General features: G+C 72.2%; 17 protein-coding genes. 12 read left to right on the top strand and 5 right to left on the bottom strand.

Annotated elements, in window-relative coordinates; genetic code table 11:
• The first annotated feature begins 109 nt into the window (after nucleotides 1-109).
• From ACN27C_RS08080 to pknB, 7 genes are read left to right on the top strand one after another with little or no spacing between them, the layout of a single operon-like run.
• Nucleotides 110-898, top strand: a complete 789-nt coding sequence (locus ACN27C_RS08080; RefSeq protein ID WP_026267912.1) for an FhaA domain-containing protein — start codon at nucleotides 110-112, stop codon at nucleotides 896-898.
• A gap of 6 nt (nucleotides 899-904) precedes the next feature.
• Entirely contained in the window at nucleotides 905-1390 is a 486-nt protein-coding gene (locus tag ACN27C_RS08075; RefSeq protein WP_013283305.1) for an FHA domain-containing protein FhaB/FipA, read from the top strand.
• Entirely contained in the window at nucleotides 1387-2829 is a 1443-nt protein-coding gene (locus ACN27C_RS08070; protein ID WP_422750838.1) for a protein phosphatase 2C domain-containing protein, read from the top strand. Before ACN27C_RS08075 ends, ACN27C_RS08070 begins: the two co-directional genes overlap by 4 nt.
• Before the next feature lie 28 nt (nucleotides 2830-2857).
• Nucleotides 2858-4351: an FtsW/RodA/SpoVE family cell cycle protein gene (locus ACN27C_RS08065; protein WP_120572427.1), complete on the top strand. Its 1494-nt coding sequence runs from the start codon at nucleotides 2858-2860 to the stop codon at nucleotides 4349-4351.
• Complete coding sequence (locus ACN27C_RS08060; RefSeq protein ID WP_421499246.1) at nucleotides 4348-5856, top strand: peptidoglycan D,D-transpeptidase FtsI family protein; 1509 nt, start codon at nucleotides 4348-4350, stop codon at nucleotides 5854-5856. Before ACN27C_RS08065 ends, ACN27C_RS08060 begins: the two co-directional genes overlap by 4 nt.
• A gap of 1 nt (nucleotide 5857) precedes the next feature.
• Nucleotides 5858-7243 carry a serine/threonine-protein kinase gene (locus ACN27C_RS08055; RefSeq protein ID WP_120572425.1) on the top strand — a complete coding sequence of 462 codons (1386 nt, stop codon included), beginning with the start codon at nucleotides 5858-5860 and terminating at the stop codon, nucleotides 7241-7243.
• Nucleotides 7240-9078: a Stk1 family PASTA domain-containing Ser/Thr kinase gene (gene pknB / locus ACN27C_RS08050; RefSeq protein WP_422750837.1), complete on the top strand. Its 1839-nt coding sequence runs from the start codon at nucleotides 7240-7242 to the stop codon at nucleotides 9076-9078. Before ACN27C_RS08055 ends, pknB begins: the two co-directional genes overlap by 4 nt.
• Nucleotides 9079-9260: 182 nt before the next feature.
• Here pknB and ACN27C_RS08045 read toward each other — a convergent pair whose 3' ends face one another.
• The 4 genes from ACN27C_RS08045 to ACN27C_RS08030 form a co-directional block, all read right to left on the bottom strand.
• Nucleotides 9261-9911, bottom strand: a complete 651-nt coding sequence (locus ACN27C_RS08045) for an aminodeoxychorismate/anthranilate synthase component II (protein WP_114919202.1) — start codon at nucleotides 9909-9911, stop codon at nucleotides 9261-9263.
• Between the two features lie 5 nt (nucleotides 9912-9916).
• Nucleotides 9917-10189, bottom strand: a complete 273-nt coding sequence (locus ACN27C_RS08040; RefSeq protein ID WP_120572423.1) for a hypothetical protein — start codon at nucleotides 10187-10189, stop codon at nucleotides 9917-9919.
• 3 nt (nucleotides 10190-10192) lie between these two features.
• Nucleotides 10193-11080, bottom strand: coding sequence for a class E sortase (locus ACN27C_RS08035; RefSeq protein ID WP_422750836.1), 888 nt, complete (start codon nucleotides 11078-11080; stop codon nucleotides 10193-10195).
• 821 nt (nucleotides 11081-11901) lie between these two features.
• Nucleotides 11902-12708, bottom strand: coding sequence for a DUF881 domain-containing protein (locus tag ACN27C_RS08030; RefSeq protein WP_120572421.1), 807 nt, complete (start codon nucleotides 12706-12708; stop codon nucleotides 11902-11904).
• Between the two features lie 230 nt (nucleotides 12709-12938).
• Between ACN27C_RS08030 and ACN27C_RS08025 the strand changes: the two genes are divergently transcribed.
• Both ACN27C_RS08025 and ACN27C_RS08020 read left to right on the top strand, forming a co-directional pair.
• The gene (locus tag ACN27C_RS08025) at nucleotides 12939-13202 is read left to right on the top strand and encodes a cell division protein CrgA (protein ID WP_018785565.1); all 264 of its coding nucleotides are present in this window, start codon (nucleotides 12939-12941) and stop codon (nucleotides 13200-13202) included.
• Between the two features lie 179 nt (nucleotides 13203-13381).
• Nucleotides 13382-15580 carry a (Fe-S)-binding protein gene (locus ACN27C_RS08020; RefSeq protein ID WP_120572420.1) on the top strand — a complete coding sequence of 733 codons (2199 nt, stop codon included), beginning with the start codon at nucleotides 13382-13384 and terminating at the stop codon, nucleotides 15578-15580.
• Between the two features lie 66 nt (nucleotides 15581-15646).
• Here the strand turns inward: ACN27C_RS08020 and ACN27C_RS08015 are convergent, their stop codons facing one another.
• On the bottom strand, nucleotides 15647-16324 hold the full coding sequence (locus ACN27C_RS08015) for a GOLPH3/VPS74 family protein (protein ID WP_120572419.1): 678 nt from the start codon (nucleotides 16322-16324) through the stop codon (nucleotides 15647-15649).
• Nucleotides 16325-16405: 81 nt separating this feature from the next.
• On the opposite strand from ACN27C_RS08015, the gene ACN27C_RS08010 reads away from it, so the two are divergent.
• The 3 genes from ACN27C_RS08010 to ACN27C_RS08000 all read left to right on the top strand — a co-directional run bounded on the left by ACN27C_RS08010 (nucleotide 16406) and on the right by ACN27C_RS08000 (nucleotide 19891).
• The gene (locus ACN27C_RS08010) at nucleotides 16406-17713 is read left to right on the top strand and encodes a hemolysin family protein (protein WP_120572418.1); all 1308 of its coding nucleotides are present in this window, start codon (nucleotides 16406-16408) and stop codon (nucleotides 17711-17713) included.
• Nucleotides 17706-18710: a hemolysin family protein gene (locus ACN27C_RS08005; protein ID WP_120572417.1), complete on the top strand. Its 1005-nt coding sequence runs from the start codon at nucleotides 17706-17708 to the stop codon at nucleotides 18708-18710. Before ACN27C_RS08010 ends, ACN27C_RS08005 begins: the two co-directional genes overlap by 8 nt.
• Nucleotides 18711-18880: 170 nt before the next feature.
• On the top strand, nucleotides 18881-19891 hold the full coding sequence (locus tag ACN27C_RS08000) for a C40 family peptidase (RefSeq protein WP_120574067.1): 1011 nt from the start codon (nucleotides 18881-18883) through the stop codon (nucleotides 19889-19891).
• Nucleotides 19892-19932 lie beyond the last annotated feature (41 nt).

Here is a 19932-nt window from a genome sequence, read left to right as displayed (position 1 = left end):
CGCTCGTGGCGGGCGAAACTTTAGCACGTCCGCGGGCCTGGTCACGAACGGGCCGACGGCAGCCGGCCGAGCGGCGTGTGAGCTGCGGAGGCGGTGTCCGGATACCATCATTGCCTCGGGACCCGAGGAGGAGCCGGTGAGCGTGCTGCAACGCTTCGAGAAGCGTCTGGAAGGCCTGGTCGAGGGGGCCTTCGCCAAGGTCTTCAAAGGGGTGGTCCACCCCGTGGAGATCCTCAACGCCATGCAGCGGGAGGCCGAGGCGCACAAGGCGATCCTGGCCGGTGGGCGCACCCTTGTGCCCAACCGCTACGTGATCGATCTCTCGCCCTACGACCACAGTCGGCTGGCGCCGTACGCTGCGGCGCTGGCCCAGGAGCTGGCCCAGTCGCAGGCCGAGTTCATCGGCGAGCAGGCGTGGACGGTCTACGGCGACGTGATCGTCGAGGTCGAACGCGGTGAGGGCCTGGACACCGGCATGTTCCGGGTCACCGCCGAGGTCTACACCGGTGGGGACGTCGCCCCGGTCTCCGCGCCCGGCGGCTACGACGCCGGCCCGGCGTACCCGGCGTACGACCAGGGTGGCGGCTACGGCCCTCCGCCCGGTCACGGCGGCGGCCGCAACGTCCGCCTGGTCTCCGGCGACGGCCGCACCTACCCGCTCCAGATGGGCTCGACCGTGATCGGCCGCGGCGACCAGGCCAACCTGCGCCTGCCCGACGTCGGCATCTCCCGGCGCCACGCCCGGCTGGACTTCGACGGCGGCCAGGTGGTGCTGACCGACCTGGGCTCCACCAACGGCACGATGGTCAACGGCCAGCGGGTCTCGGCGGTAGCCCTCAACCCCGGCGACATGATCCAGCTCGGCACCACGACCCTGACCTTCCGCGTGGACGGCTGATCCGCGTTGCCGGAACTCGTCATCACCGTCGCCCGGTTCGGGTTCCTGATCCTGCTGTGGATCTTCGTGTTCACGGTGGTCGGCGTGATCCGCCGGGACCTCTTCGCCGGCGCCCGGTCGGGCCGGCTCGTGGCCGCGCCGCGGGGGATCGGCGCGTCGACCGGGCAGCCGGGGAAGCCGGCGAAGGCCAAGCGCGGCCGGGCCGCCCACCAGCTGGTGGTCACCGCCGGTCAGCTCGCCGGCACCCGGATCACGCTCGGGGAGGCCCAGATCACCATCGGCCGCGCGGAGGACTCGACCCTGGTGATCACCGACGACTACGCCTCGGCGAGACACGCCCGGCTGGTGCCCCGCGACGGGCAGTGGTACGTCGAGGACCTCGGATCGACTAACGGCACCTATCTCGATCGCGCTAAGGTCACCGGACCAACCCCCGTCCCCCTCGGCGTGCCGATCCGGATCGGCCGCACTTCCCTCGAATTACGGCCATGACTCTGACCCTGCGCTACGCGGCCCACAGCGACCGCGGTCTGATCCGAGACGGCAACCAGGATTCCGTCTACGCCGGACCGCGGCTGCTCGCCGTGGCCGACGGCATGGGCGGCATGGCCGCCGGTGACGTCGCCAGCAACATCGTCATCGGTGCCATGGCGCCACTCGACGAGGACGTCCCCGGTGACGCCCTGGTCGACGCGCTCCGCTCCGCCGTGGGCACCGCCAACCAGCAGCTCCGCGACACCGTGGACGCCAACCCGCAGCTGGAGGGGATGGGCACGACGCTCACCGCGACCCTCTTCTCCGGCAGCAAGCTCGGCATGGTCCACATCGGTGACTCGCGGGCCTATCTCCTGCGCAACGGCGAGTTCGCGCAGATCACCAAGGACGACACGTACGTCCAGATGCTCGTCGACGAGGGCCGGATCAGCGCGGAGGAGGCGAGCAGCCACCCCCAGCGCTCGCTGCTCACCCGGGCGCTCGACGGCCGCGACATCGACCCGGAGTACAGCGTCCGCCAGGTGCTGCCCGGCGACCGCTACCTGATCTGCTCCGACGGGCTCTCCGGCGTGGTCAGCGCGGAGACCATCGCCGACACCATGCGGGAGTACCCCGACCCGCAGCGGTGCGTGGAACGCCTGGTGCAGCTCGCGCTGCGCGGCGGCGGCCCGGACAACATCACCGTGATCATCGCCGACGCCACCGACCAGGACATCGTCGAGGCGTCCCCGATCGTCGGCGGCGCCGCCGCCCGCGACCGGGGCATGGCGACCTCGGCCGACGACTCCACCCCGGCGGCCCGCGCCTCGGCGCTGTCCGCCCCCCGGCCGCCCGCGCCCGAGGAGCCGGTGGACAACCGCGACGACGAGCCCGAGCGGCGTCGCCACCGACCGCTGCGTACCGCCGCCATGGTGCTGGCGCTCGCGGTGATCGTCGGCGGTGGCGCGTTCGGCGGGTGGACGTACACCCAGCGGCAGTACTACGTCGGCGCCACCGACGACGGCCAGCTCGCGGTCTTCCGTGGGGTGCCCGGCCAGGTCGCCGGGCTGGACCTGTCGAACGTGCACGAGCGCAGCGAGGCCCGGCTCGACGACCTCACCCTGGCCGCCCAGGAACGGGTGAAGCAGGGCATCCAGGCCCGCAACGAGCCGGACGCGGAGCGCCGGCTGGCGGAGCTGACGAGCGAGGACCCGGCGAACCCGAACCTCAAGCCGCTCTGCCCGCCCGACCCGTCGCCCGGTGTGACCAGCCCGACCCCGGTGACGACGACGGGCGCGCTGAACCCGCAGGCCAGCGGCAGCCCCACACCGTCCGCGCCGCCTGCCGGCTCACCGACCTCCGGCGCACCGTCGCCGACGTCGACCATCACGCCCGACGCCGTACCCTCCGACACCGTTCCGCCGGCCGACCCGGCGGGTTGCCGGTCGCCGGAGTGAGTGCCGGCTCGATCCCGAGGACGTATCCGTGACCGCAGCCGCCGTACCGGCCGCCTCGCCCGCTTCGACGGGCGAGCAGTCCGGCGTACGCCTGGCCCGGTCCCGGCGTAACGCCGAGCTGTCCCTGCTCCTGCTCGCCATGGTGCTCGTGGCGGCGTACGCGGCGATGGTCGAGGCGAAGGCGCTGGACACGATCACGCCCGACTTCTGGATCCCGGCCGCCGCACTGGGGCTGGTCTTCCTCGGCCTGCACCTGGTGATCCGCTGGCTGGCGCCGTACGCCGATCCGGCGCTCCTGCCCGCGGTGGCGCTGCTCAACGGCATCGGGGTCGGCTTCCTGCGGCGGTACGACCTGGCCAAGGCCACGCCCGCCGAGCGGGAGGACCTGGCCGTCTTCGCCGGCACCGGCGGCCGGCAGCTCGCCTGGACGCTGCTCGCGGTGATGCTGGCCGCCGGGCTGCTGGCGATCCTGCGCGACCACCGCTCGCTGTCCCGGTACGCGTACACGCTGGGCCTGGCCGGCATCGTGCTGGTGATGATCCCGGCGGTGCTGCCGAGCCGGTTCTCCGAGATCAACGGCGCCAAGCTGTGGATCAAGTTCGGCTCGTTCTTCTCCATCCAGCCGGGTGAGTTCGCCAAGCTGGCCCTGCTCACGTTCTTCGCCTACTACCTGGTGCGCAAGCGCGAGGTGCTCTCGCTCGCCAGCCGGCGGGTGCTCGGCATCGACTTCCCGCGCGGGCGTGACCTCGGCCCGGTGCTCGTGGTCTGGCTGATCAGCCTCCTGGTCCTGATCTTCGAGAAGGACCTGGGCACCTCGCTGCTCTACTTCGGCATGTTCGTGGTGACGCTCTACATCGCCACCGAGCGGGTGAGCTGGCTGCTCATCGGCCTGATCCTGTTCTTCGGCGGCGCCTACCTGGCGTACCTGCTGGGCAGCACCGTCGGCGGCCCGTTCGCGAACTTCTACGACCGGGCGCAGATCTGGCTGGACCCGTTCGCCGAGCCGTACGACAGGGGTTACCAGCTGGTGCAGGGCCTGCTCACGCTCGGCACCGGCGGTCTGTTCGGTGCCGGGCCGGGCGGCGGCCAGCCGGCGCTGCTGCCCGAGGTGCAGACCGACTTCATCTTCGCCGGCATCGGTGAGGAGATCGGCCTGTTCGGTCTCTCCGCGCTGCTGGTGATCTACCTGCTGATCGTGGAGCGGGGCCTGCGCGCCGCGTTGGCGGTACGGGACTCGTTCGGCAAGCTGCTCGCCGGTGGTCTGGCGTTCACGCTGGGCCTCCAGGTCTTCGTCATCGTCGGCGGCATCAGCAAGCTCATCCCGCTGACCGGTCAGACCACCCCGTTCCTGTCCGCCGGTGGCTCGTCGCTGATGGCGAACTGGCTGCTGATCGCCCTGCTGCTGCGGGTCTCCGACGGCGCCCGTCGCCCGGTGACCGGCGGCGGTGGCCCGGCCGCCCGGCCGGCAGGTGGCCCGCCCGAGCAGTTGCACGGCGCCCCGACGGAGGTGATCCGGCCGTGAACGCCCCCCTGCGCCGCGTCGGCGTTGTCGTGATCGTCCTGTTCGGGCTGCTGTTCGCGAACCTGAACTGGATCCAGGCCTACAAGGCCGACGAGTACCGCAACAGCGACTACAACGGCCGGGTCCAGGTCGCCGAGTACGACCGCAAGCGCGGCAACATCGAGGTCGGCGGCACCGCGTACGCGGTCAGCAAGGAGACCGGCGGTGAGCTGAAGTACCAGCGCACCTACCCGGGCGGGGCGATGTACGCGCACGTGCTCGGCTGGAAGCCGGTCAACGGCGGCGCGAGCGGCATCGAGCGGGTGGAGAACGACTTCCTGGCCGGCACCAGCGACGCGCTCATCGCCAGCCGGATCAAGGACATGTTCACCGGTGACGAGACCGGCGGCGGCAACGTGCTGCTTACGCTCTCCAAGGGTGCCCAGCAGACGGCGTACAAGCAGCTCAACGACAACCAGGTCGGCGCGACCAAGGGCGCGGCCATCGCGATCGACCCGCGTACCGGCGCGGTGCAGGCGCTGGTCTCCATGCCGAGCTTCGACCCGAACCCGCTGGCGAGTCACGACAGCACCGAGGCGGACCGGGCGTACAACGCGCTGGAGAAGGACAAGGACCGGCCGCTGGCGAACCGGGCGCTGTCCGAGACGCTGCCGCCGGGCTCCACCTTCAAGATCATCATGGCCGCGGCGGCGCTGGAGAACGGCGTCGGGCAGCAGACCCGCATCCCGGCCGGTTCCAGCTACACCGCGCCCGGCGCCGGTCAGCCGATCCGCAACGCCGCGCCGTCGATCTGCCCCGAGTCGCAGGTGACGCTGCGCGAGGCGGTGACCGAGTCCTGCAACACCGGCTTCGCCCAGCTCGGCGTACGCCTCGGCTCCGACAAGGTCAAGGAGAAGGCGAAGCAGTTCGGCTTCGAGCAGGAGGACCTCACCGTCGGCCAGCTCGGTGAGGGCGGCCTGCCGGTGGCCGCCAGCCGCACCGGCGACATGCAGAACCCGGACGGCAGCACCGACCAGGCCGCGCTGGCGCAGTCGTCGATCGGCCAGAACAACGTGCGGATGACCCCGTTGCAGGGCGCGATGATCGCCGCCGCGGTGGCCAACAAGGACGGCAAGCAGATGCGTCCCTACCTCGTCAAGCAGCTGCTCGGGCCGGACCGCACCACCGTCTACGACGCCGCCCAGCCGCGCGAGCTGCGCCGCCCGATCAGCGGCCAGGTCGCCGCCGACCTGCGCGACATGATGCAGAACGTGGTGAAGGAGGGCACCGGCCGCCGGGCTGCCATCGACGGCTTCGTGGTCGGCGGCAAGACCGGCACCGCCCAGTCCGGCCCGAACACCCCGGACCACGGCTGGTTCATCGGCTTCGCGCTGGACAAGGACGGCACGCCGCTCTCCGCGGTCTGCGTCGAGCTGGAGCAGGCGGGCAGCGGCGGCAGCGCCGAGGCAGCCCGCATCGCCGGCCGGATCATGGCGGCGGCGATCGCCGACTCCGGGAGGCGCTGACGTGCTCGGTCCGGGAGTCAAGCTCGGCAACCGCTACCGCCTCGACGAGCGGATCGCCAGCGGTGGCATGGGCGACGTGTGGCGCGGCACCGACCAGGTGCTGGGCCGTACCGTCGCCGTCAAGAGCCTGCTCCCGGCGCTGCTGGACGAACCGGGCTTCGCCGAGCGGTTCCGCGGCGAGGCCCGGACCATGGCCACCATCAACCACCCCGGCGTGGTCGACGTCTACGACTTCGGCAGCGACCAGCACATCGCGTTCCTGGTGATGGAGTACGTCGAGGGCGATGCGCTCTCCGCCACGCTCAGCCGCGTCGGCCGGCTGACCCCGGCCCGCACGATGGCGCTGCTGGCGCAGGCCGCCGACGCGTTGCACGCGGCGCACGAGAAGGGCATCGTGCACCGCGACGTGAAGCCCGGCAACCTGCTGGTCCGGCCGAACGGCACGCTCGTGCTCACCGACTTCGGCATCGCCCGCTCGGACCTGGTCGGCCAGCTCACCGCCGCCGGCTCGGTGCTCGGTACCGCCTCGTACATCTCGCCGGAGCAGGCCACCGGCGCTGTCGCCACCCCCGCCTCGGACGTCTACGCGCTGGGCGTGGTCGCGTACCAGTGCCTGGCCGGCCGCCGCCCGTTCGAGGGGGACAACCCCCTCGAAATCGCTATGAAGCACGTGCGGGACGCTCCGCGGGCGCTTCCGCCCGACATCCCACCACAGGTTCGCGCGATCGTGGAGCGGGCCATGGCGAAGGACCCGGCCGCGCGCTGGCCGAGCGCCGCCGCGCTGGCGAGCATCGCCCGGCAGGCCAAGCTCGCGCTCTCCCAGGCGGCACGCGCCGGGCACCCGATCTCCGGCGTACCCGCCTCGCCGGCCGCGCCCGTCGCGCGGGCGCAGGTGCCGACCGCCATGCCGCGTCCGCAGCCGCCGGCCGCCGCCCCGCGTCCGCAACCCCGGCCGCCCGTGTCCCCGGCCCACCCGCCGCTCGCCGCGCCGCGCCCGGCAGTGGTCGCGCACCCCGCCCCGCAGCCCCGCCCGCCGGTGGCGCCGCGCGGCGCGGCCCCCGTGCCGCAGCCACGCCCCGTTCCCCAGCACAACCCCCTGGGGTACGCGCGACCGCCCGCCGCCGCTCCGCCCCGGCGCTCCCGGTCCGGCCTGTGGACGACCGCGATCGTGGTGGCCGTACTGGTCATCCTCTGCTCGGGCGTGATTTCGTTCCTGTACCGGAAATACGGTGCTACCGCATCCGCTCCGGCGAGTGTGAGCGTGACCTCCGGCGCGGTGCAGCCGTACGGAGGCGACTATCCGGTCCGCACGTCGTACCGTCGTGAGGTACGCCTCCTGCCGGCCGGCGGCGGTACGACGACGAGCGAAGGACGAGAGACGCGATGACAGCGCAGGCCCGCCTGCTCGGTGGCAGGTATCAGGTCGGCGAGCTGCTGGGCTACGGCGGCATGGCCGAGGTGCACCGCGGCCGTGACCTCCGGCTCGGGCGGGATGTCGCGATCAAGATGCTCCGTGCCGACCTGGCCCGGGATGCCACCTTCCAGATGCGGTTCCGCCGCGAAGCGCAGAACGCCGCCTCGCTCAACCACCCGGCCATCGTCGCCGTCTACGACACCGGCGAGGAGACCGGCCCCACGGGCGAGACCCTGCCGTTCATCGTGATGGAGTTCGTCAACGGCCGGACCCTCAAGGAGGTCCTCGGCGTCGAGGGGCGGCTCCAGCCGCGCCGGGCGCTGGAGATCTGCGCCGACATGTGCGCCGCGCTGGAGTTCAGCCACCGGCACGGGATCATCCACCGGGACATCAAGCCCGGGAACGTGATGCTCACCCAGACCGGCCAGGTCAAGGTGATGGACTTCGGCATCGCCCGGGCGCTGGCCAGCGGCGCCACCACGATGACGCAGACCAGCGCGGTCATCGGCACCGCGCAGTACCTCTCCCCCGAGCAGGCGCGCGGCGAGGCGGTCGACGCCCGCTCCGACGTCTACGCGGCCGGCTGCGTGCTGTTCGAGCTGCTCTGCGGCCACCCGCCGTTCGTCGGGGACAGCCCGGTCAGCGTCGCGTACCAGCACGTACGGGAGCAGCCGCCGACGCCGAGCACGATCAACCCGGACGTCAACCCCGCTGTCGACGCCATCGTGCTCAAGGCGCTGTCGAAGAACCCGCTCAACCGCTACCAGAGCGCCGGCGAGATGCGGGCGGACCTGCTCCGCGCCGCCGCCGGCCGGCCGGTGCTCGCCACCCCGGTGATGCCGGCCGACGAGACCATGCCGATGGGCGCGGCCGCGGGCGGCGGATACCACCAGGCGCAGCAGACCCAGATGATGGGCCCGCAGACCCGCCAGCAGCCGGTGGCGCGGGTCGGCGACCCGGGCAAGCGCAAGAGCTCGTCCTGGGTGATCGCCGCGTTCGCCGCGCTCGGCGTGCTCGCGGTGATCGCGCTCGGCACCGCGCTCTGGCTCAACCAGGCCGGCAACGAGAAGGTGTCGGTGCCGCAGTTGGTGGGCCGTTCGCAGGCCGAGGCGCAGGCGGCGCTCACCCAGGCGGGGCTGCGGTTCACCGCGGGCGACCCGGTGCAGAACACCACCTGCGAGAAGGGCTCGGTGGTCGACCAGAGCCCGTCGTTCGGCCAGCGGGTGGAGAAGGACACCGAGGTCACCGTCAACGTCTGCACCGGCCCCGGCCAGGTCAACGTCCCCACCAACCTGACGGGCGGCACGTACGACGCCGCGAGCGACCGCCTGACCGAACTCAAGCTGATTCCGGTGCGCGAGAACGTCAACGGCAGCGCGCCGGAAGGTCAGGTCGTCGACGTCTCGCCGAAGGAAGGCAGTGCGGTCGCCGAGGGCAGCAAGGTGACGCTCAAGGTCTCCCGGGGCAACGTCAGCGAGGTGCCGAACGTCCGCGGCTACACCGAGGACCAGGCGAAGCAGCGGCTCAAGGAGGCCGGCTACGTGGCCCGGGTCCAGGAGGGCGACGAGGTCGACCCGGCCGAGGCGGGCAAGGTCAGCAGCCAGTCGCCGGCCGCCGGGACCAGCCTGGCCAAGGGCGAGCGGGTGACGATCAAGGTCGACGTGCCGCGCGAGGAGGAGCCCACCAGCCCGACGCCGAGTGGCAGCCCCAGCACGTCGCCGAGCACGCCGGGCAACGGTGGTGGCGGCAACGGCGGCGGCAGCGGCTTCCCGTTCCCGACCATCGCGCCGACACGTACCGACCGCTGACCACCACCTGACCGACCGCCGCGGCGGCGTCCCCGATCCCCGGGGCCGCCGCCGCCCCCATTTCCGCGTCGATCATGAAGTTAGCGGCACTAAGCGCCCGATTTGTCCCCGTCAACTTCATGATCGACCGGGAGGGAGGCGGGCGGGACCGCGCGGGGGAGGGGCGGGACCGCGCGGGGGCGTCAGGCTGGGGAGAAGGCGGCGCGGCGGCGGGCGTCGACCTCGGCGGCCAGCTCCGGGGCGCGCTCCAGCGCGGCCGGGAAGCCGCAGGCGGCGAGCCAGTTCGCCAGCATCAGGTGACCGCCCTCGGTCAGCACCGACTCCGGGTGGAACTGCACGCCCTCGATCGGCAGCGTGCGGTGCCGCATCGCCATCACCACGCCGGAGGCGGTCCGGCCGGTGACCTCCAGCTCGTCGGGAAGCGTCTCGGGCAGTACGGCCAGCGAGTGGTAGCGGGTGGCGGTGAACGGGTCGGGCAGCCCGGCGAGCACACCCACGCCGTCGTGGCGTACCTCCGAGGTCTTGCCGTGCAGCAGTTCCGGCGCGCGGGCCACAGTCGCGCCGAACGCCTCGCCGATCGCCTGGTGACCGAGGCAGACGCCGAAGATCGGGAGCTTGCCGGCGTACTCGCGGATCACGTCCAGGCAGATGCCGGCCCGGTCCGGGCTGCCCGGACCGGGTGACAGCAGGACACCGGCGGCGCCGGCGCGGCCCACCTCGGCGACGTCGATCTCGTCGTTGCGCCGCACCTCGCAGTCGGCGCCGAGCTGGCCGAGGTACTGCACGAGGTTGAAGACGAACGAGTCGTAGTTGTCGATCACCAGTACGCGCATCGCTGTCACCTGTTCGGGGTGGAGGGTGGGGCGTTGTTCGTCTCGGTGCTGTACGGCAGCTCCTCCTCGCCGGGCAGCCCGGTGGGTTCGGTGATCCCACCGTCACCCGGTACGCCGGATTCCTGGGTGACCTGCACGTCGTCGAAGGGCAGCAGCGGTTCGGCCCACGGGAAGACCACGAACCAGAGCAGCGCGACGGTGGCGGTGGCCAGCACCAGCGAGCCGATCAGCTTGCCGGGCAGCCCGAACGGCAGTTTGCGCCAGATCCACGAGTACACGGCTCACGCCTCCAACTCGGCCGGGCGGCCCGCCGACTTGGCCTGCGTGTGGTCCAGCCGGGCGTGGATGATCAACCGCTGGTAGTTGTCGAACTTCGGGTTGCAGGTCGTGAGCGTGAGCAGCTTCTCGCTGGCCTTCGCGTCCGGCTTGCCCGGCACCGGCGCGACCACCTCCACCTGGGACGGCTTGACGATCCGCTGCTGGTAGACCCGGTAGACGAGCCAGTCGGTCCTGGTCTCGACCACTATGGCGTCGCCGGTCCTCAGCTCGTCCAGCCGCCAGAACGTGGAGCGGATGCGGTGACCGGCGACGGAGAAGTTGCCCACCTCGCCGGGCATGGCGCTGTCCGGGTAGTGGCCCGGGGCGTACCGGATGTCCTCCGGGCTGACCCCCTCGACCACGACCCAGTGCTTGTCGAACCTGGGGATGTAGAGGCCGGCGACCGGCTTCCCCTTGGCCGGCGGCTTCGGCTTCACCGTGGGACCGGTGGTCGGGCCGACGGTCGGGTCCGCGGTGGCACCCCACTCCTGGGCGAGTTGGCTGTTCAGGTCGCTCTGGTGGGCCTCGACGATGACCGCCTTGCCCCAGATCTCGTACCCGGCGAAGAGGAGCACCACCAGCCCGAACGTGATCAGCAGCTCGCCGGTGCCCCGGACGACGGTGCGCAGCCGGGAGCCGACTGTGGGGCGGGTCAGCTCGGAGTAGACGCTGCGGTATCCGTCGCCGGTCTGCTCGGGCCGCAGCTGCACCACCCGCTCGCCGCGCCGGGGGCGGGGTGGCTCGGCGGGCGGCTCGCCGCCGCCGGTGTCCGGCGCCGGGGGCACCGCGCCCATCAGCCCGGTGGCGTCCAGGTGGGGGTTCGCGGGTGGGCGGGTGACGGCGGGCAGCACCGTCGTCGCCCCGGTGTCGGCCGGAGGGTTCCGGTCCGCGCCGGTCGGCCCGCCGAGAGGGGGTACGCCGGGCGGCCGTTCACCACCCCCCGGCGGTCGGCGAGCGTCCTCCGGCGGGCGTCCGCCGGCCTCCCACGGGCGGGTGCCCGCCTGCGGTGGCTGTCCGCCGCGGCCACCGCGCTCGGGCGGGACCGCCCCACCGGTGGAGTGGCGGACGGCGTTCTGCTGCCCTGCCGGTCCGTACCCCTCCGGTCGTGAGGGGTGCTCACCCGGCCGGTGTGTGACGTCGCCGGGCGCGGCGGGGCGCATCCCGGGGGCGGGACCACCCCGGGGCGCCGGGCCGTTCTGCGGAGGGCCGTTCTGCGCCGGCCCGTGGTTTGCGGGGCCGTTCTGCGCCGGCCCGTGGCGTGCGGGGCCGTGGTGTCCGGGGCTGTGGTGCGCGGGGCCGGCCGGGTGGGGCGTACCCCTGGGGGGAGGCTCGCTCGCCGAGGGGCGGAACCGGGGGTCGGCCTCGGCGCGGGAGGAGCCCGGCGGCTGGTGCGCCTGAGCGCCCGGCCACGGCGGCGGCGGAGCGGTCGGCGGGGCGGTCCGGGGCGAAGCGGACGGCGGCGGGACCGTCCGGGGCGGGGCGGGAGGCGGCGGGACGGGCGGCCGGGGGTCCGGGCCGCGCCGCGCCGGGGCGGTGTGGGCCGGGCCGGCGTCGGGCCAGGGCAGGTCGAGCGGGGGTGGCGACGCCGGGGCCGGACGCTCGACCCGGGGGAGGAACGATGTCGGCTCCTCCCGGCGGTCGTGGCCGGCGCGTTCCCGGGGGTCGCCGCCGGTCACCGGGGCACCGTCGCCGATTGCAACGCGGTGGAGTCCTCGAACGCCGGCACGGTGACCGTGGAGACGCGCTCGACGTACCCGAGTTGGTAGTGGTCGGCCACTTCCTTGAACACCCGCACTCCCTCAGAGGCGGCGAGCGCCCGCTGGAGTTCCGCGGGATCGCCGATTGCCACGATCTTGAAAGGAGGGGAGTACACCCGGCCGTGCAGCAGCAGGGTGTTACCGACGCAGCGTACCGCGCTGGTGCTCAGCACGCGGACGTTCATGATTGACATGGCCTCCGCGCCGCCGGCCCAGAGCGCGTTGACGACCGCCTGGACGTCGCCCTGGTGCACCACCAGGTCGTCGTTGCTGGCGCCCTTCGGCAGCGGCTGGTCCGGCCGGCGGTCGGCGTCGTTCAGCTCGACCGTCACGCCGCTGCCGGTGAGCGCGGTGAATCCGGCGGCCTGCCGGCTGGCGGCGGCCCGGTCCCGCTCGGTCTTGATCGGCCCGTCGGCGCCGGCCAGCGCCTCGGTCTGCTCCTCCACCTCGGCGCGGAGCCGGGCGGCCTTCGCCTCGCTGGCGGCGACCTCCTCGCGGCGGTCCTCGATGAGCTGGGTGAGCTGGGGCCGGCGGTCCTCGCGCAGGGGCGTGCCGCCCGCGGTGGTGGCGGTGGTGGTGAAGAGCAGGCCCGCCGCGGCGGCGATCAAAGGTACGCCGATGGACCAGCCGGGGCGGCGCTGGCGGGCGCGCCGGGGCAGCAGGGCGGCTGCCGCGCGGCGGAGGACCTTCTGCCAGGAGGCGGCGCCGGACGTGTACTCCACCGGGCGTTCCCTTTCCCGTCGTCTCGTTCCGGCCCGCGCCGGTGCGAGCCGACCTGCTCGACCCGGAAAGTCCGCTCTTTCCGGTTACTGAGTGCACCGGCCTGGCCCCATTCGTGGCCTGGACGGTCCGTCGGGACTACGCTAGCTGTCGAACATTATTGGCCATGGACCGTCGCCCTCGCGCCCGGTTGTCAGGCCGGACGAGGTCGTACCCCCCTCTGGAGAGCGTCGTGCCCAAGTCTCAGGTCCGCAAGAAGAAGGTGTACACCCCGCCGACGGACGTGCGTCCGACGGCGACGGCGTCGACGCGCAAGCCTAGCCCCATCTGGCTGCCGGTCACGGCGGTCACGCTGATCGTGGTGGGCATCGGCTGGCTGGTCCTCTACTACCTGTCCGAGCAGGCGTACCCGGTCGCCAGCTGGGGCTACTGGAACCTCGCCGTCGGCTTCGGCGCGATGGTCTCGTCGCTGATCCTGCTCTCCCGCTGGCGCTGATCCGGCGCTGCCCCACCCCGGCGTAGGTCACGCCACGCCGCCCCTGCCCGGCGCTTCGACGCCGCTCCACCTAAGGTGTGCGCAGGGCGGCGTGGCCTGGTGCGAGAAGACTCACGTTACTGCTGGGTAACCTTGCGCGTAGGCTGCACGGACAAGCAGCAGACCGGGAGGCCAACTCGATGGGCAGCGTCCAGATCGTCACCACGATCCTCGCGGCCGCCATCACCGCCGTGGCGGTGTGGCTTGCGGTGCGCGCGGTCATGAAGATGACAGCCGTCATCCGGCTCGGCCAGCCCGCGCCGGAGCGGTTCGGCGACAAGGGCGCGCGCACCAAGAAGATGCTGGTGGAGACCGCCGGTCACACCCGCATGCTGAAGTGGAGCGTGGTCGGCGCCGCCCACTGGTTCGTGATGGTCGGCTTCATCGTGCTGTCGCTGCTGGTGCTGGAGGCCTACTTCGAGGTGGTCTCGACCGGCGGCGGGCTGCCGATCATCGGGCACTGGACGATCTTCGGTCTGGTCACCGAGTGGATCGGCATCCTCGGCCTGGTCGGCATCCTGGTGCTGATGGCGATCCGGCTGCGCAACCGGCCCGGCCGCGCGGAGAACCGCTCCCGGTTCACCGGCTCGACCATGTGGCAGGGCTACTTCGTCGAGTGGGTCGTCCTGCTGGTCCTGATCTTCGGTTTCGTGATCCGGGGCTTCAAGGTCGCCACCGACCACTTCGAGTACCCGGTCTGGGCCGCCCCGCTCAGCCACGCCGTCGGCTCGGTCCTCCCCAACTGGGAGGCGGGCGTCAGCGTCGCCGCGCTCATCAAGATCGCCATCTCGATGACCTGGCTCATCGTGATCTCGCTGAACGTCACCATGGGCGTGGCCTGGCACCGCTTCCTGGCGTTCCCGAACATCTTCTTCAAGCGCGACCCGGAGAAGCCGGCCGGCTCCGGCCTCGGCCCGCTGCGCCCGATGACCAGCGAGGGCAAGCCGCTGGACTTCGAGGAGGCCGACCCGGAGAAGGACCAGTTCGGTGTCGCCCACGTCGAGCAGTTCACCTGGAAGGGCCTGCTCGACTTCAGCACCTGCACCGAGTGCGGTCGCTGCCAGTCGCAGTGCCCCGCCTGGAACACCGGCAAGCCGCTGTCGCCGAAGCTGCTGGTGCTGAGCCTGCGCGACCACGCGTACGCCAAGGCGCCGTACCTGCTGGCCGGTGGCGGCAAGGACCTGACCGGCGAGGAGAAGGCCACGCAGGCGCAGCTCGCCCACATGGACGTGCTGGCCCTGGCCGAGGCCGACCGGCCGCTGATCGGCACCGCCGAAGAGGGCGGCGTCATCGACCCGGACGTGCTCTGGTCCTGCACCACCTGCGGCGCCTGCGTCGAGCAGTGCCCGGTGGACATCGAGCACGTGGACCACATCGTCGACATGCGCCGCTACCAGGTGCTGATCGAGTCGAGCTTCCCCTCCGAGGCCGGCGTCATGCTGCGCAACCTGGAGAACAAGGGCAACCCGTGGGGCGCCCCGCAGAACACCCGCGAGGACTGGACCAAGGGCCTCGGGTTCGAGGTGCCGCGGGTCGGCGAGGTCGACGACTTCGAGTACCTGTTCTGGGTCGGCTGCGCCGGCGCGTTCGAGGACCGGGCCAAGAAGACCACCCGCGCTGTCGCCACGCTGCTCAACGAGGCGGGCGTCAAGTTCGCCATCCTGGGCGAGGGCGAGACCTGCTCCGGTGACCCGGCCCGCCGCATCGGCAACGAGTTCGTCTTCCAGATGCTGGCCCAGCAGAACGTCGAGACGCTGAACGAGGCGTTCGAGGGCCGGGAGAAGAGCAAGCGCAAGATCGTCGCCACCTGCCCGCACTGCTTCAACACCCTGGGCAACGAGTACGGCCAGCTCGGTGGCGAGTTCGAGGTGGTCCACCACACCCAGCTGCTGGCCCACCTGGTCAGCGCCGGCAAGCTCACCCCGGTGCAGCCGGTCGACGGCGGCGTGACCTACCACGACCCGTGCTACCTGGGCCGCCACAACCGGATCTTCGCCGCGCCGCGTGAGGTGCTCGGCGATTCGATCCAGGGCGAGCTGACCGAGATGCCGCGCAACAGCGAGCGCTCCTTCTGCTGCGGCGCCGGCGGCGCCCGGATGTGGATGGAGGAGAAGATCGGCAAGCGGATCAACGTGGACCGGGTCGAGGAGGCCATGTCCACCGGCGCGAAGACCATCGCGGTCGGCTGCCCGTTCTGCTCGACGATGCTCAACGACGGCGTGAACGGCAAGGGCGCGGGCGAGGACGTCGAGGTGGTCGACGTGGCCAGCGTGCTGCTGCGCTCGGTCAAGCCGGAGGCCCCGGCCGGTGAGCCGGAGGTCGCGCCGGCCGCGAGCTGAGGCGTACACCGGCAGGAGCCGGACCACGACGGCGGCGGCACCCGAGCGGTGCCGCCGCCGTCGCGTTCAGCTGGTCGTGGTGGTCATGATGGCGGCGCTCGTCCCGGCCGTCATCGCGACCATCAGCGCGGCCTGCATCTCCTCGATCGCCTTCTTGACGGCGGCCGACGCCCAGTCACCGGCCGCGATCTCCTCGATGCGCGCCTTGACCCGCTCCTTGGGCAGCTCGCGGAAGATCTTGCGGTCCAGGCCGACCGCGCGGGTCAGCGTGAGCAGCGCGGCGGTCCGGGCGTCGACCGGGCCGTCGGTGGTGAGCGCCGTCGTCATCCGTTGCCGGGCCGCGGTCTCCACCGCCGGCTCCGCGCCGGTCGGCGAGGGATAGCGGGTACGCGGGAAGACCAGCAGCACCCGGTCGGACTCCCGGCGCAGCACCCCGGCGTCGACGAGCCCGCCGAGCACCCGGTCCGGCAGGCCCTTGGCGAGCTTGCCGATCCAGTCCTTCGGCTTGCGCGGCCGGCCGGACCCCACAGTCGCCAGTGCCTCGTCCAGCAGCGGTACGCCGGTCGGCGTGGGATCGGTGACCACGAGACGCTTGTCCGCCACCTCCACCCGGCCGGCCAGGGCCAGTTCCAGCAGCACCGCACCGGCGAGGCCGTAGCCGAGGTGCGGACTGCCGAGCCGGTTCGCACCGTCGTCGTCGTACGCGAGCAGGACCAGTTCGTCGGTGAGCAGCAGGCCGTCCATGCGTCCACGCTACGGGGGGCCCGCCATCGGCGCGCGCGTGCCACAATCACGCGCATCGACGGCCTTCTGCTTCTGACGCTGTTGCCCCTGGTCGGTTTCGTGCTGCTGACCGCCGGCAACGCGTTCTTCGTCGCGGCCGAGTTCGCCCTGGTCACGGTCGACCGGGCGGAGATCGACAGGCGGGCCGGCGAGGGGGACGGCCGGGCCGTCACGGTACGCCGCGCGCTGCGCGAGCTGTCGTTCCAGCTCTCCGGCGCGCAGCTCGGCATCACGCTCACCGCGTTGCTCACCGGCTACCTGGCCGAGCCCGCGCTGGCCCGGCTCTTCACGCCGCTGCTGCACCCGCTCGGCGGTGCGGAACGCTTCTCCGGCCTGCTCGCGCTGGCCCTGGCCACGCTCATCTCGATGCTGTTCGGCGAGCTGGTGCCGAAGAACCTGGCGCTGGCCCGTCCGATGCCGGCGGCGCTCGCCACCGCCGCGCCGATGCGGGCCTTCTCCCGCACCTTCGGCTGGCTGATCCGGCTGCTCAACGAGTCCGCGAACCGGCTGGTGCGCCGCCTCGGCGTGGAGCCGCAGGAGGAACTGGCGAGCGCCCGCTCCCCGGAGGAGCTGGGTCTGCTCGCCGCCATCTCGGCCCGGGCCGGCGCGCTGCCGCCGGACACCGCGATGCTGCTGCGCCGCACCATCCGCTTCGGCGACAAGCGGGCCGCCGAGGCGATGACGCCCCGGGTGGACGTGACCGCGTTGCACGCCACCACGACGGTGGCCGAGTTGCTGGAGGCGTCCCGGCGCACCGGCCGGACCCGGTTCCCGGTGTACGAGGAGACGCTCGACCTGGTCACCGGCGTCGCCGGGGTGCCCGACGCGCTGGGTGTGCCGCTGGCCCGCCGGGCCGCCACCACTGTCGCCGCCGTCGCCCGGGAACCGGTGTACGTCCCGGAGAGCCTCAACCTGAACGGGGTGCTGGCCGCGCTCAAGGCCGCCGGGGCGGACCTGGCGATCGTGGTGGACGAGTACGGGGGCACCGACGGCGTGGTGACAGTGGAGGATCTCGTCGAGGAGCTGGTCGGGGAGATCGCCGACGAGTTCGACCCGGACGCGGTGGACGGCTTCGGTCCGGTGGAGCTGACAGTGCCCGGCGGGGAGCGGACCGTCCTGACCGACGGTGTGCTGCGCGCCGACGAGCTGGTCGAGCAGACCGGGTTCCGGTTGCCCGACGGGCCGTACGAGACGCTCGGCGGGTTCCTCATGGCGCGGCTCGGCCACATCCCGGTGCCGGGCGAGACGGTCGACGAGGCCGGGTACGAGTTCACTGTGGTGGAGGTCGACCGGCACCGGATCGAGCAGGTGCGGGTGGTGCGCCCCGAGGAGCCCGACGACGGTGCCTGAACTACTCGTGGCGGTGGCGTTGCTGCTCGGCAACGCGTTCTTCGTGGGCAGCGAGTTCGCGCTGATCGCCTCCCGCCGTACGGTGATCGAACCGCTGGCGGCGACGTCGAAGCGGGCCCGGCTGGCGCTGGCGGCGATGAACCAGATCCCGCTGATGATCGCCGGGGCGCAGCTCGGCATCACGGTCTGCTCGCTCGGTCTCGGCGCGATCGCCGAGCCGGCGCTGGCGCACCTGCTGGAGCCGCCGTTCGCCGCGCTGGGGCTGCCCGCCTCGGCGGTGCACCCGGTGTCGTTCGTCATCGCGCTGGCGGTGGTGGTGTTCCTGCACACGGTGGTCGGCGAGATGGTGCCGAAGAACATCACGCTGGCCGGCCCGGAGCCGTCGGCGCTCTGGCTCGGCCCGGCGATGCTGGCGTTCTGCCTGGCCACAAAGCCGCTGCTGCTGGCGATGAAGTGGGCGTCCCGGCAGGTGCTGCGGTGGTGGCGGGTGGAGGCCACCGACGCGGTGAAGACCGTGTTCACGGCGGAGGAACTGGCCGGGCTGGTCTCCCAGGCGCGTACCGAGGGACTGCTGGACGCCGAGGAGCACGCCCGGATCACCGGCGCGCTGGCCCTGCACAGCCGTACCGCTGCGGACGCGCTGCAACCCTGGTCCACCGTGACGACCGTGGCCGAGGACGTCTCACCGGCGTCGCTGGAGGTGCTGGCGACCCGTACCGGCCGCTCCCGCTTCCCGGTGGTGCAGCGGTCCACCCGCCGGGTGCTCGGTTTCGTGCACGTCAAGGACGTGCTCGGGTACGCCGGGGCGAGCCGCCGGGCGCCGGTGCCGGCCGCCGTCTACCGGCCGCTGGCTGTGGTGCCGCCGGACCGTACGCTCGCCGATCTGCTGCTCGCGATGCGCCGCGAACGCCGCCACATGGTGCTGGTCAGCGACGGACGCCGGCCGATGGGTGTGGTGACGCTCGACGACGTATTGACAGCCATCGTCGGGAGATGAAATGAATACCCTTGGTGTGCAATCGATTGCGGATACGTGATTGAACAAACGGTCGCCTTGATTCCATCGGACGCCTTCCCTAATGTGGGGCACCGACCGCTGTGGGTCGTCTGCCTCGAACTTCCCTCTCGCGAGGCGCCCGGCGGTCGGTTGCAAAGGAGTCCGTGCCGGTGGCAACCACGCCCCCTCAACGTCACGCCCCGAGCGCTCCACCCGGCCGGCGGGCCGGGTTCCAACGGGTGGTACGCCGTCTGGTCACCCTGGTCGCGGCCGCCGCGGTCGGCGCCGGGATGCTGACCGCCCCGGCGCACGCGGCACCGTCGGTCGACGAGATCGACGCGCAGATCGACAAGCAGTGGGAGCAGCTCGAACCCACCATCGAGCAGTTCAACAAGGTCCGCTCGCAGCTTCGGACCAACCAGAAGAAGTCCAAGGCGCTGAAGGACAAGATGGTGCCGCTGGAGCTGGCCTCCACGCTCGCCATGAACAAGGTCGGCGACATCGCGGCCCGGTACTACATCCAGGGCCCGTCGCAGGAGCTGGGCGCGCTGCTGGTGAACAGCAAGCCGGGCGCGCTGGCCGAGCAGCTGGTCATGCTGGACCGGATCGCCGACGACCAGCGCCGCCAGATCGCCGGTGTGCTCAAGGTGCGCGACGAGTACAACAGGCAGAAGGAGAAGCTCGACGCGCTGATCGCGCTGGAGATCAAGCAGCAGAACGACCTCGCGGCGAAGAAGAAGCAGATCGACTCGGAGATCAAGCGGCTGACCGCCATGCTCCCGGTGACCTCGATCCGCCCGGCGGGCTGCCCCAAGATCGACGGCGTGGTGAGCAGCGCCGCGCGGACCGCCATCAAGACGGCGTGCGCCCAGGTCGGTGACCCGTACGTGTGGGGCGCCACCGGCCCGAACTCGTTCGACTGCTCCGGTCTCACCCAGTACGCGTACAAGGCGGCGGGCATCTCGCTGACCCACTTCACCGGTGCCCAGTGGAACGAGGGCCGCAGGGTCTCCCGCTCCGAGGCCCGCCCCGGTGACCTGGTGTTCTTCGGCTCCGACCTGCATCACGTCGGGCTCTATCTCGGCAACGGGGTGATGGTGCACGCGCCACGTACCGGCAAACCGGTCCAGGTGTCGAGCATCAACACCCAGCCGCTCGCCGGCTTCGTCCGGGTCAGCTGACCCGCAACCCCTGACAGCGGGAAGGCCCCCGGTCCGCACGG

This window comes from Micromonospora sp. WMMD1219 (genome assembly GCF_049315215.1).
Classification (GTDB): domain Bacteria; phylum Actinomycetota; class Actinomycetes; order Mycobacteriales; family Micromonosporaceae; genus Micromonospora; species Micromonospora tulbaghiae.
Note: the sequence above shows the minus strand (reverse complement) of the source record. Positions and strands in the feature narration are given on the sequence as shown.